An 11,958-nucleotide genomic window follows, 5' to 3' on the forward strand; every position below is an offset into this window, starting at 1 on the left:
CGTTAAACCACGATGGCCGCAGGCAGGTATTGCGCAGTGGGCACCCCGGCATGGATGCCGGGGTAGCCGCGACACGGCCATGGATGGCCGATCGCGGCGGGCCCACGGAGCAATGCCTGACTGCGGGCATGCCGAGCCTAGGCGAGGCACCGAGTGGTGGGGCAAGAGCGTTTTGCTTACTTTGGCGCTTCTCCAAAGTGAGCCGCCGTAAGGGCGGAACCCTAAGCGGCCGTGACCGCAGCAATGGATATGTACACATACCCAGAGGATAGCGGTGTAGATTCCTATGCTGCGATAGCGTCACCGCGGTGCAACCGATGTACCGAGGTGCTCGCATCGCAGGCAAGCCAGCTCCCACACAAGCCAGCTCCTACACAAACCAGCTCTCACACAAGCCCGCGCCTGCTAGGTTTAATCGGGTTTCTTCTGGTTGAGCACCATGCGCTCTTCACCCACTTCCTCGGCATACCGCGCCGCTACGCTTTGGCACAGCGCGACGATTTCCTCCACCAACTCCACCCCCACCCGCCACGACACCACCACCTGCAGGTTCGGCAAGCGCTGCGCCATGGGCAGCAATATCAACTCACCCCGCGCCAACTCTTCGCTGACCAGCACCGGCGGCATCGCGCCGATACCGAAGCCGTCGCGCAGCAAGCGGGTTATGGCCGACACCGAGTTCACGCAGTTCATGCGCGGCGCCGCGACGCCATGGGCTTGCATCAGGCTCAGTACATCCTGGTGCGGATGGGAGTTTTTCGAGTAGGTGATGATCCGTTCCTGGGCCAGTTCGGCGAGGGAGGTGTAATCACGGTTGTAGATAGAATGGCTGGCGACGATCCAGCCCATGGGGTGGCTGGCCAGCTCCAGGCTGCGCACCGATTCCTGGCGCAGCAGGTCGGTTTGCAGGATCAGGTCGAGAAAGCCTTTTTGCAGCTGATCGCAGAGGTTCAGCGCGGTATCGGCGACCAGCTCGATTTCCACCAGGGGGAAATGGTTCATCAACTCGGTCACCAAGGGGCTGAGCCAGGTATGGATCACCGTGTCCATCACGCCGATACGGATGCGTCCGACCTTGCTGCTGGTGGTTTCCAGCGACTGCTTGAGCCCCTGCATGGTGATCATCATCTGCTCGGCATACTCGAGCACCTTCACCCCATCCGGGGTCAGGCTCACGCCACGCGAGTCACGCAGGAACAGTTTCACCCCCAACTCGCCTTCCAACACCGCAATGCGGCTGGAGATCGAGGCCTGGGTGGTGAACAGCTTCTCTGCCGTGAGCCGGAAGCTCTTGAGTCGGGCCACCCAGACGAAGGTTTCGAGGAACTTCAAATTCATGGGATCAACTTTTTCTTATGCATGGATCGGTTTTTATTAGTTGGACGCAACAGGGGCTGCGCGCCAAAAATCGGGCTGTCTCACGATAAGCGTCGTCGGGGCTCAGGACAACATCGTTGCGAGATCTTGGTAAAAGATCCCACACTACAAAAAAATAAAGCCTACAGGAGTCTTCACCGTGAGCCGCCTGCTATTGAACTGCGACATCGGCGAAAGTTTTGGTGCCTGGACCATGGGTCTGGATGCCGAGGTCATGCCATTCATTGATTGCGCCAATATCGCCTGCGGCTTCCACGCCGGCGACCCGAGCATCATGCGCAAGACCGTCGCCCTGGCGTTGCAGCATGGCGTGCAGATCGGTGCGCACCCGGCGTATCAGGACCTGGCAGGTTTTGGCCGGCGCTCCATGGCCTATGCACCCCAGGAAATCCAGGACCTGCTGCATTACCAGATCGGTGCCCTCGATGGTATTTGCCGGGCCCAGGGTGGCCGGGTCAGCTACGTCAAACCCCATGGTGCGATGTACAACGACATGATGGCCAAGCCTGCGCAACTGCGTGCAGTGATCCAGGCCGTGGCGGCGTATGACGCCAGCCTGCCCTTGATGCTGATGGCCACCCGTGACAACAGTGCCGCCCAGGCCTTGGGGGATGAGTACGGCGTGACCCTGTGGTTCGAAGCTTTCGCCGACCGCGCCTATGACAACGCCGGGCATCTGGTCTCGCGGCAGTTGCCGGGCGCGGTGCATCACGATGCACAGGTCATTCTCGAGCAGGCCTTGACCATTGCCCGTGGCGATACCCTGGTTGCCAGCGACGGCAGCCCCTTGCTGCTGCAGGCCAACACCCTCTGCGTGCATGGCGATAACGCCAGCTCGGTGGCGGCGGTGCAGCGTATTCGCCAGGCGTTGACGCCAGCATGAACCCACGGATTGAAGTGGTAGCCATCGACTGCCTGATGGTGCGCCTGTTTGACGTGATCGCCGAAGACAACATGCCCTGGATGCTCGCTGCCACGCGCCGCCTGCGCGAGGGGTTTGGCGCGGCGCTGGTGGACCTGGTGCCTTCCTACACGACCCTGATGGTGCATTACGACCTGCTGGCGCTGAGTCCGGCACAGGCGCGGGAACTGATCAATCAGGCCCTCACGGGCTTGCAGCCCCAGGCCCAGGGCAGCGGGCAGTGTCATGTCTTGCCGGTGTGGTACGACCTCAGCGTCGGCCCTGAGCTGACCTTGCTCGCCCAGCGCAGCGGGCTTGCGGTCAACGAGGTGATTCGCCGCCACAGCCAGCATCAATACCAGGTCTTCGCCCTTGGTTTTGCCCCCGGTTTTGCCTTTATGGGGCTGGTGGAAGAGCAACTCGCGGCGCCGCGTCTGGGCACCCCGCGCAAACGGGTGGCGGCGGGCAGCGTCGGCATCGCCGAGCGTCAGACCGCAGCCTATCCGGTGGAATCCCCGGGGGGCTGGAACCTGATCGGGCGCACCCCGGCCAAATTGTTCGACCGCGAACGCGACGGCTACAGCCTGATGCAGCCGGGCGACAGTGTGCGTTTCGAAGCCATCGGGCGTGCTGAATTTATCAACCTGGGTGGCGATGACACGCCCTTGGAGGCCCAGGTATGAGCCGCTTGTTGATCGAGGCCAGCACCGCGCTGTGCTTGTTGCAGGATGCCGGGCGTTTTGGTGTGCGGCATCTGGGCGTGACCCAGGGCGGCGCGCTGGATTGGGTGTCGATGTCCTGGGCCAACTGGCTGCTGGGCAATCCGCTGGATGCGCCGGTGGTGGAAATCACCCTGGGCGGTTTTACCGTGCAGGCCGAGGAGCTTTGCGTGCTGGCGCTGGCCGGCGCGGACCTGGGCGCGTACATCGACGAGCGCGCCATCAGCCCAGGCCGCAGTTTCATTCTGCAAAAAGGCCAGCGCTTGCGCTTCACCCAACCCCACCGCGGTGCACGGGCTTACCTGGCGGCGCCAGGCGGGTTTGACGCGCCCAAGGTGCTGGGCAGTTGTGCCAGTGTCGGGCGCGAAGCCCTGGGCGGGCTGGACGGTTTTGGCCGGGCCCTGGCTGAAGGTGGGTCCCTGGTGTATTCCGGTACCGGCAGTGAGTTGCGTGAGTTGCCGGTTGAGCGGTTGCAATCCACCGCGCCCCTGGACGTGATCCTCGGCGCGCAGATCGGCCAGTTCAGTGGCCAGAGCCTGTTCGATGCCTTCAATACCGAATGGACCCTGGACAGCCGCGCCGACCGCATGGGCATGCGCCTGCTGGGCAAGCCGTTGGCGTATCAGGGGCCGTCGCTGATCTCCGAAGGCATCCCGTTGGGTGCGATCCAGGTACCGCCGGATGGGCAGCCGATTGTATTGCTCAATGATCGCCAGACCATTGGCGGCTACCCGCGATTGGGGGCTTTGACGCCATTGGCGTTGGCGCGCCTGGCCCAGTGTCTGCCGGGGGAGAAGGTGAGGCTGGCGCCGGTGATGCAGGAGACGGCGCATCGCGAGCATCTGAGCTATTTGCAGCGATTTACGAATCGCTAAAGGCATCGCAGGCAAGCCAGCTCCCACATTTGGGCTGCATTCACAAAGCAAAATATGTGAATGCATGCTGAATGTGGGAGCTGGCTTGCCTGCGATAGCGGCGGTGAATCCACCCCCTACTTGGAGAGAAACCGCATCCCCTCTTCAAGCCCGCGCAAGGTCAACGGATACATCTGGTCCTCAATCAAATCCCGCACGATATTGGTCGACGAGGTATAGCCCCAGGTGTCTTTCGGGTACGGATTAATCCAGATCAGCTTCTTGTACTTCTCCATGAAGCGTTGCATCCACACATACCCCGGCTCTTCGTTCCAGTGCTCCACGCTGCCACCGGCCTGGGTGATTTCGTAGGGGGCCATGGCCGCGTCACCGATAAAGATCACTTTATAGTCGGCGCCGTACTTGTGCAGCAGGTCCTGGGTCGAGGTGCGCTCGGAAGTGCGGCGCATGTTGTTCTTCCACACCGATTCATAAATGAAGTTGTGGAAGTAGAAGTACTCCAGGTGCTTGAACTCGGTCTTGCAGGCCGAGAACAGCTCTTCGCAAGTCTTGACGTGGGCATCCATCGAACCGCCGATGTCGAACAGCAACAGCAGCTTGACCGTGTTGCGCCGTTCCGGGCGCATCTGGATATTCAGCAGGCCGGCGTCACGTGCGGTGTGGTCGATGGTGCCGTCGATATCCAGCTCTTCGGCTGCACCCTGGCGCGCAAACTTACGCAGGCGGCGCAGGGCCACCTTGATATTGCGCGTGCCCAGCTCCACCGAGTCATCGAGGTTCTTGTACTCGCGCTGGTCCCAGACCTTGACCGCCTTGCCCTGGCGCTTGCCGGCATCGCCCACGCGAATGCCCTCGGGGTTGAAGCCGCCGGAACCGAACGGGCTGGTGCCGCCAGTACCGATCCACTTGTTGCCGCCGGCGTGGCGCTCCTTCTGTTCCTCCAGGCGTTTCTTGAACTCTTCGATCAGCTTGTCCAGGCCGCCCAGGGATTGAATCTGCGCGCGCTCTTCATCGCTCAGCGAGCGCTCGAACTCCTTGCGCAACCAGTCTTCGGGAATCAATGCCTGCAAGTGGTCGTCGAGTTTCTCCAGGCCATTGAAGTAGGCGCCGAACGCCCGGTCGAACTTGTCGAAGTGGCGTTCGTCCTTCACCAGGATCGCCCGGGACAAGTAATAGAACTCGTCCATGTCAGCGAAGGTCACCCGTTGTTTCAGGGCGTTGATCAGGTCCAGCAGCTCACGTACCGAGACCGGCACCTTGGCTGCACGCATTTCATTGAACAGGTTGAGCAGCATGGCAAAAGCCCTTATCGAGTGCCGCGACGGCTCATGAACGCCAGGCGCTCAAGCAGTTGCACATCTTGCTCGTTTTTCACCAGGGCGCCGGCCAGGGGCGGGATGGCCTTGGTTGGATCACGCTCGCGCAGCACCGCCTCGCCGATGTTGTCGGCCATCAGCAGCTTGAGCCAGTCCACCAGCTCGGAGGTGGAGGGCTTTTTCTTCAGGCCGGGGACCTTGCGCACGTCGAAGAACACGTCCAGCGCTTCGCTGACCAGGTCTTTCTTGATGTCGGGGTAATGCACGTCGACGATTTTCTGCAGGGTGGTGCGGTCGGGGAAGGCGATGTAATGGAAGAAGCAGCGACGCAGGAAGGCGTCCGGCAGCTCTTTCTCGTTGTTGGAGGTAATGATGATGATCGGGCGCTTCTTGGCCTTGATGGTCTCGTCGATTTCGTAGACGTAGAATTCCATCTTGTCGAGTTCTTGCAGCAGGTCGTTGGGGAACTCGATATCGGCCTTGTCGATCTCGTCGATCAGCAGGATCACCCGCTCCTCGGACTCGAAAGCCTCCCACAGCTTGCCTTTCTTCAGGTAGTTGCGCACGTCGTGGACCTTGTCCACACCCAGCTGCGAGTCGCGCAGGCGGCTGACCGCATCGTATTCATACAGGCCCTGGTGCGCCTTGGTGGTGGACTTGATGTGCCAGGTGATCAACCGCGCGCCAAACGATTCGGCCAGTTGTTCGGCAAGCATGGTCTTGCCGGTGCCCGGCTCGCCCTTGACCAGCAGCGGACGCTCCAGCGTGATGGCAGCGTTGACAGCCAGTTTCAGGTCATCGGTGGCAACGTAGGCCTGGGTGCCTTCGAACTTCATTTCTCAATCCTCGAACATGACGCCGGTAGTCAGCATGCCTGCGACTATAGCGCGCAGCCCCGGTGACTGTGAACGCAGACGGGTTATTCAGTCTCTGAATGACCAGTCACGCCAGGGTCACTCCGCACTGGGTTTGGGTTGTTCGTAGCGGGCGTTGAACGCCTGGACGAAACCATTGCGCAAAATCTGCAAAAACGCCTGGAACGCGCTGATATCTTGCTGGTGAACGCTGCCGCTGAGTTCCACCCGGGTGGCGAACTGGTTTTTGCTCTGGTTCTTCAGCACGGTTTCGCTGGCACCGACCACGGCTTCCCAGATCGAGCGGAAAATCCCCTTGTCCTGGTTCTCCACGTCCTGTTGCCAGTCAAACACCTCCACATCCCGCAGCAGCGGCTTGATATAGCCGGTCAATTGGGCTTTTTCAGCCTGGGCTTCAATCACCACGTCGCCGGTGCCGGCATTGAAGTCGAACTTGCCGTAGGCCGAGGCGAAGTCGTTCATGCGCTTGAGCTGGATATCACGGGCGCGCAAGCGGAACTCGAAGTCTTCAAAATTGCTCAGCGGGTCGAAGGTCGCGCTGGCTTCCAGCGGCGCATGCCCCAGTAACAGGGCCTTGCCGTCAAAGCGCGCATCGCGCTTGCCTTCGACGTCCACCACGTTGGTCAGGTTGTAGAAGCTGGCATTGACCTGGGTGGCGCCCATATTGACCGGCGGCTTGGAGCTGAAGTTGTGGAAGGCGATCTTGCCGTCGTCGATCCGCACTTCGTTGAGGGTAATGGGCAGCAGCTTGCCCAGTTGGGCGCGCCAATCGGTGCCGCGACCGGTCTGGGACGCCTGTTTGTTGGCGCCGCCGTCGACGAAGTTGAGTTCCGGCTTGACGAATTGCACTTCGGCCACCACCGCGTGGTCGTACCATAAGGAATGCCAACTGACCGACAAGTCGATCACTGGCGCCTTGACGAACGGCACGGGCACCTTGCCATCGACCTTGACGATCTGCAGGCCATTGATCCGGTACGCGCCGCGCCACAGGGCCAGGTCGACATCGGTCACCTGGCCACGGTAGTCGCCCATGTCGGCGAGTTTTTCATTGAGGTAGTTGCGCACCAGGTAGGGCAGGGCGATATCCAGTGCCACCAGCACGACCACCAGCCCGGCGACCGTCCATATCGGCCAACTGTAGCGACGCTTCATAGGTTATTCCTCCCTGTGTATAGGCGATTGACTACACAGGCAGCGGCAACGTTCCTCGACTGGACGCCTTGGAGTACGAGGCATACCCTTGTTGCCTTCCTGAAAACCGCCTAAAGGACCCCGCCATGAGCCGCATTTTTGCAGACAACGCGCACTCCATCGGTAACACGCCCCTGGTTCAGATCAACCGTATCGCGCCCCGTGGCGTGACCATCCTGGCCAAGATCGAAGGGCGTAACCCTGGGTATTCGGTGAAGTGCCGGATCGGCGCGAACATGATCTGGGACGCGGAAAGCAGCGGCAAACTCAAGCCGGGCATGACCATCGTCGAGCCGACCTCAGGCAACACCGGGATTGGCCTGGCCTTTGTCGCCGCGGCCCGTGGCTACAAATTGTTGCTGACCATGCCCGCGTCCATGAGTATCGAACGGCGCAAGGTGCTCAAGGCCCTGGGGGCCGAACTGGTGCTGACCGAGCCGGCCAAGGGCATGAAAGGCGCCATCGAGAAAGCCAGTGAAATCCTTGCCAGCGACCCGGCGACCTATTTCATGCCGGCCCAGTTCGACAACCCGGCCAACCCGGCCATCCACGAAAAAACCACCGGCCCGGAAATCTGGAACGACACCGATGGCGCGGTGGATGTGCTGGTGGCAGGCGTTGGCACGGGCGGGACCCTCACGGGTGTATCGCGCTACATCAAGAACACTGCAGGCAAGCCGATCCTCTCGGTGGCGGTGGAGCCCATCAGCTCGCCGGTGATTACCCAGGCGTTGGCTGGCGAAGAGATCAAGCCCAGCCCCCACAAGATCCAGGGGATTGGCGCGGGTTTTGTGCCGAAGAACCTTGATCTGTCGATGGTGGACCGGGTGGAGCTGGTCAGTGACGATGAATCCAAGGCCATGGCCCTGCGGTTGATGCAGGAGGAAGGCATCCTGTGCGGGATTTCCTGTGGCGCGGCCATGGCGGTGGCGGTGCGTCTGGCCGAAAAACCGGAAATGCAGGGCAAGACCATCGTGGTGATCCTGCCGGACTCCGGTGAGCGCTACCTGTCGAGCATGCTGTTCAGCGATCTGTTCACCGATCAGGAAAACCAGGCCTGACGTTGCAGGTGTCGGTGTACCGAAATCGGGTTGATCCATATCAGCCCGGTTTTATGCCTCATATGCATAATTGATTGCTCGCCGCGGGCCCCTTAAAACGGATTGTTGGATAACGCGGGTTTTTCCTCCGGCCCGGAGTGTTTATCATGGCCGGCTGCTATGTCTGGTTTCCCGCTGCCGGGAGGCTATTTCCAGGAGTTGCTGCATGACCTTTTCTTTGGCCGCCAAGCTGTCGGTGCTGTTGCTGTTTATCGGCAGTACGCTGTACGTGCATTTGCGCGGCAAGGCACGTTTGCCGGTGCTGCGCCAGTTCGTCAACCATTCGGCGTTGTTCGCCCCGTACAACGCTTTGATGTACATCTTTTCGGCGGTGCCGTCCAAGCCCTACCTGGACCGCAGCAAGTTCCCCGAGCTGGATGTGCTCAAGGACAACTGGGAAGTGATTCGCGACGAGGCCATGCACCTGTTCGACGAAGGCTATATCCGCGCCGCCGAGAAGAACAACGATGCCGGTTTTGGCTCGTTCTTCAAGAAAGGCTGGAAGCGCTTCTACCTCAAGTGGTACGACAAACCGCTGCCGTCGGCCGAGCTGCTGTGCCCGAAAACCGTGGCCCTGGTCAGCAGCATCCCCAACGTCAAGGGCGCCATGTTTGCGCTGTTGCCCGGTGGCAGCCACCTCAACCCCCATCGCGATCCGTTCGCCGGCTCCCTGCGCTATCACTTGGGGTTGTCGACACCCAATTCCGACGACTGCCGCATTTTCGTCGATGGCCAGATCTACGCCTGGCGTGATGGCGAAGACGTGATGTTCGACGAAACCTACGTGCACTGGGTAAAGAACGAAACCGAGAAGACCCGGGTGATTCTGTTCTGTGATATCGAGCGACCACTGAGCAACCGGCTGATGACCCGCATCAACCGTTGGGTCAGTGCCCAGCTAGGCCGTGCAACCGCGCCACAGAACCTGGATGACGAGCGTGTGGGCGGGATCAACCAGGCCTACGCCTGGAGCAAGAGCTTCAGCGATCGCTTCAGTGGGGTGGTCAAGCAGTGGAAGCGCAAGCATCCCAAAGCCTATCGCATCATGCGGCCGGTGTTGGCGGCGGTGGTGGTTGTGGCGTTGGTGTATTGGTTATTTGGCTGATGGGTTCAAAAAAACCGCTCGTATGAGCGGTTTTTTTATACGTTCTCCCATGCAGCCTCCACAATTGATCATTAATTGAACATGTTTTCGAAGCTATTGGTTCTCTACCGCTATCACAAGCCTGCCCCGTGAATCGAAGTCAAAGCCCAGGTTTTGATAGAGGGGAGATGCGTCGATGCAGTAGCAAGGCGTAAGGCTTTGGATCGGTAGAGCTGGTATCGCAAGGCGCCGCGTGTTTTTGGCATTGGCGGTCATGAGTCGAAAGTCTCCTTAAGTGGAGTGCGTTGGTTTTTCCCAAGGCTAGAGGTGGTTTCTCAACGTGTCCTTACTGGCCTTTTGGCAAAGCCATTGCAAAGCGTGTCGCCGGCTGGTTATAGTCGGCGCCAGGTGTTTCGCAGCACCTTTCATCCCTTCAAAAAAGATCAGCCCATGCCTGCATCCCCACGCATAGCGGTAGTCGATTCAGCGGTCAACGCTGCGGTCGTGCCGTGCGGGAATCAGCAGCCTGTGCAGATCAGTCATTACCCCCCACCTGTCAGTAGCACGCCGGTGTACGCAGTCGTATCACCGCCGGGCGTTGGCGTTTCGGGCTGATCAGCAAACTGCTGTTCCCCGTTGCCCGCCTGTACCGAACCTACTGAATTTCAGCCTTGGCTGAGTTGGCTTTTTGCCTGACTACAGGTGTTCTTATGTCTGTTATTTCGAAACAATCCGTGGCCGCGGCGGCCTCGACGAGCCTGTTTGTCCTGCTGTGGAGCAGCGGGGCGATTTTCTCCAAGTTGGGCCTGGCCCATGCGTCACCCTTTGCCTTCCTGTTGATTCGCTTTGCCATTGCCCTGGCGGGCCTGGTGCTGCTGGTGCCGATCCTCAAGCTGCAGTTGCCGCGCGCGGGCAAACCGCTGTGGTATGCGGCGGCCACCGGGCTGGTGCTACTGGGGGCCTATCAGATTTTTTATCTGCTGGCCCTGGACCTGAAGGTCACCCCCGGCGTGATGGCGACCATCATGGGTGTGCAACCGATCCTCACCGTGGTGCTGATGGAGCGCCAGCGTTCATGGCGCCGGATGTTCGGCCTGGCGTTGGGCCTGGCGGGCCTGATCATGGTGGTGTACCAGGGCATCGGTCTGGCCGGCATGTCCCTGGCCGGCATGCTGTTTGGTTTGCTGGCGCTGGCGAGCATGACCCTGGGCTCGATCATGCAGAAGCGCATCACCGATAACCCATTGGGCACCTTGCCGGTGCAGTACCTGGCGGGCTTGTTGCTGTGCGCAGTGTTCGTGCCGTTCCAGCCCTTTGCTTTCGAGCACAACAGCGGCTTCTACCTGCCGGTGCTGTGGATGGGGCTGGTGGTGTCTGTGTTGGCGACGCTGCTGCTATACCGCCTGATTGCACGGGGTAACCTGGTGAATGTCACCAGCCTGTTCTACCTGGTGCCGGCAGTCACTGCGGTGATGGACTACCTGATCTTCGGCAATCGGCTGGCAGTGCTGAGCGTGCTGGGGATGGGTTTGATCATCATTGGGTTGGTATTCGTCTTCCGTAAAGCGTGATACCCCTGTGTAGGAGCCGAAAGCCGGCTCCTACACAGCTTTGATCAATTTCCCCGGCCGCAGCACCAGCCACAATGCCCCCGCGATCAACATCCCGCCGTACAGGTGCGCCATGGACAATGGCTCATCCAGCAGCAACGCCCCCCACAACACGCCGAATGGCGGAATCATGAAGGTGACCGTCATCGACTTCACTGGCCCGATGGAGGTCAGCAAACGGAAGTACAAGATGTAGGCGAACGCCGTACACAGCAGTCCCAGGCCCAGCAACGACAACCACACATTCCAGCCGCCCCAGCTGGCCGGCGGATGGCTGATGGCGTTCCAGCCAAACCAGGGTAAGAGAAACAATGTGGCGCCGAGCATGCTGCCCAGTGCTGAAAGACGGCTGTCCAGGCCACCCTGTTGATCCAGCCAGCGGCGCGCCAGGAAGCCGGCGAAGCCGTAGCAGGTGGTGGCCAACAGGCAGGCGAGGGCGCCCATCAGCAGTTCCAGGTCAAATGCCACCGGCCCGGCCCGCGTCAGGATGCCTACGCCGAACAGCCCCAGGCACACCCCGGCGATTTTCGAGGGGGTCAGCCGTTCATGGAAAAACAGCCCGCCAATCAACACCCCCATCAACGGCGTCGTCGCATTGAAAATCGCCGAGTAACCCGCCGGCAAGACCTGGGCCGCCACCGAATACATGGTGGCGGGAATGCCCGAGTTGATCACCCCCAGCAACAGCACGGTCTTGAACTTGCCCTGGAAGTCCCAGCGCACCCGCAGTAGGGCCAGGATCACCAGCAGGCCGGCGGCGGCTATCGAAACGCGGAAAAACGCCGTGGGCAGCGTACCGATTTCCGGTGCGATGATTCGCATGAACAAAAAGCTCGCGCCCCAGATGGCGGCCAGTACCAGCAGGTACAGGGTGTCGACAGGTCTCACGGACAACTCCTTCTTAACC

General features: G+C 60.5%; 11 protein-coding genes. 6 read left to right on the forward strand and 5 right to left on the reverse strand.

Annotated features, from left to right (window positions below):
• Positions 1-411: 411 nt before the first annotated feature.
• Positions 412-1,338, reverse strand: coding sequence for a LysR family transcriptional regulator (locus PSH80_RS06725; protein ID WP_057958814.1), 927 nt, complete (start codon positions 1,336-1,338; stop codon positions 412-414).
• A 178-nt stretch (positions 1,339-1,516) separates the two neighbouring features.
• On the opposite strand from PSH80_RS06725, the gene PSH80_RS06730 reads away from it, so the two are divergent.
• Genes PSH80_RS06730 through PSH80_RS06740 form a run of 3 tightly spaced genes read left to right on the forward strand, consistent with a single transcriptional unit; the run spans position 1,517 to position 3,872 of the window.
• The gene (locus PSH80_RS06730) at positions 1,517-2,260 is read left to right on the forward strand and encodes a 5-oxoprolinase subunit PxpA (RefSeq protein WP_057958815.1); all 744 of its coding nucleotides are present in this window, start codon (positions 1,517-1,519) and stop codon (positions 2,258-2,260) included.
• Positions 2,257-2,961: a 5-oxoprolinase subunit PxpB gene (gene pxpB / locus PSH80_RS06735; protein ID WP_170045512.1), complete on the forward strand. Its 705-nt coding sequence runs from the start codon at positions 2,257-2,259 to the stop codon at positions 2,959-2,961. The genes PSH80_RS06730 and pxpB overlap by 4 nt, the downstream gene beginning before the upstream one ends.
• Complete coding sequence (locus PSH80_RS06740; protein ID WP_305419621.1) at positions 2,958-3,872, forward strand: biotin-dependent carboxyltransferase family protein; 915 nt, start codon at positions 2,958-2,960, stop codon at positions 3,870-3,872. Before pxpB ends, PSH80_RS06740 begins: the two co-directional genes overlap by 4 nt.
• Positions 3,873-3,988: 116 nt before the next feature.
• Here PSH80_RS06740 and PSH80_RS06745 read toward each other — a convergent pair whose 3' ends face one another.
• From PSH80_RS06745 to PSH80_RS06755, 3 genes are all read right to left on the reverse strand, one after another.
• Entirely contained in the window at positions 3,989-5,167 is a 1,179-nt protein-coding gene (locus PSH80_RS06745; RefSeq protein ID WP_057441266.1) for a VWA domain-containing protein, read from the reverse strand.
• 11 nt (positions 5,168-5,178) lie between these two features.
• On the reverse strand, positions 5,179-6,024 hold the full coding sequence (locus PSH80_RS06750; RefSeq protein WP_029292347.1) for a MoxR family ATPase: 846 nt from the start codon (positions 6,022-6,024) through the stop codon (positions 5,179-5,181).
• A gap of 117 nt (positions 6,025-6,141) precedes the next feature.
• Positions 6,142-7,218 carry a DUF748 domain-containing protein gene (locus tag PSH80_RS06755; protein ID WP_057958818.1) on the reverse strand — a complete coding sequence of 359 codons (1,077 nt, stop codon included), beginning with the start codon at positions 7,216-7,218 and terminating at the stop codon, positions 6,142-6,144.
• Between the two features lie 125 nt (positions 7,219-7,343).
• On the opposite strand from PSH80_RS06755, the gene cysK reads away from it, so the two are divergent.
• The 3 genes from cysK (at position 7,344) to PSH80_RS06770 (ending at position 11,012) form a co-directional block, all read left to right on the forward strand.
• Complete coding sequence (gene cysK / locus PSH80_RS06760; protein WP_057958819.1) at positions 7,344-8,318, forward strand: cysteine synthase A; 975 nt, start codon at positions 7,344-7,346, stop codon at positions 8,316-8,318.
• 205 nt (positions 8,319-8,523) lie between these two features.
• Positions 8,524-9,462, forward strand: a complete 939-nt coding sequence (locus PSH80_RS06765; protein WP_057441260.1) for an aspartyl/asparaginyl beta-hydroxylase domain-containing protein — start codon at positions 8,524-8,526, stop codon at positions 9,460-9,462.
• A 689-nt stretch (positions 9,463-10,151) separates the two neighbouring features.
• Positions 10,152-11,012 carry a DMT family transporter gene (locus PSH80_RS06770; RefSeq protein ID WP_057958820.1) on the forward strand — a complete coding sequence of 287 codons (861 nt, stop codon included), beginning with the start codon at positions 10,152-10,154 and terminating at the stop codon, positions 11,010-11,012.
• 30 nt (positions 11,013-11,042) lie between these two features.
• Here PSH80_RS06770 and PSH80_RS06775 read toward each other — a convergent pair whose 3' ends face one another.
• Entirely contained in the window at positions 11,043-11,939 is an 897-nt protein-coding gene (locus PSH80_RS06775) for a DMT family transporter (RefSeq protein ID WP_120732165.1), read from the reverse strand.
• Positions 11,940-11,958 lie beyond the last annotated feature (19 nt).

The organism is Pseudomonas sp. FP818 (genome assembly GCF_030687335.1).
Taxonomy (GTDB): Bacteria; Pseudomonadota; Gammaproteobacteria; order Pseudomonadales; family Pseudomonadaceae; genus Aquipseudomonas; species Aquipseudomonas shahriarae.

Excerpts from the sequence above, each read along its gene's own strand:
- PSH80_RS06770 (WP_057958820.1), top strand. The coding sequence starts at position 10,152 with ATGTCTGTTATTTCGAAACAATCCGTGGCCGCGGCGGCCTCGACGAGC.
- PSH80_RS06745 (WP_057441266.1), bottom strand. The coding sequence starts at position 5,167 with ATGCTGCTCAACCTGTTCAATGAAATGCGTGCAGCCAAGGTGCCGGTC.
- pxpB (WP_170045512.1), top strand. The coding sequence starts at position 2,257 with ATGAACCCACGGATTGAAGTGGTAGCCATCGACTGCCTGATGGTGCGC.
- cysK (WP_057958819.1), top strand. The coding sequence starts at position 7,344 with ATGAGCCGCATTTTTGCAGACAACGCGCACTCCATCGGTAACACGCCC.
- PSH80_RS06725 (WP_057958814.1), bottom strand. The coding sequence starts at position 1,338 with ATGAATTTGAAGTTCCTCGAAACCTTCGTCTGGGTGGCCCGACTCAAG.
- PSH80_RS06755 (WP_057958818.1), bottom strand. The coding sequence starts at position 7,218 with ATGAAGCGTCGCTACAGTTGGCCGATATGGACGGTCGCCGGGCTGGTG.
- PSH80_RS06750 (WP_029292347.1), bottom strand. The coding sequence starts at position 6,024 with ATGAAGTTCGAAGGCACCCAGGCCTACGTTGCCACCGATGACCTGAAA.
- PSH80_RS06765 (WP_057441260.1), top strand. The coding sequence starts at position 8,524 with ATGACCTTTTCTTTGGCCGCCAAGCTGTCGGTGCTGTTGCTGTTTATC.
- PSH80_RS06740 (WP_305419621.1), top strand. The coding sequence starts at position 2,958 with ATGAGCCGCTTGTTGATCGAGGCCAGCACCGCGCTGTGCTTGTTGCAG.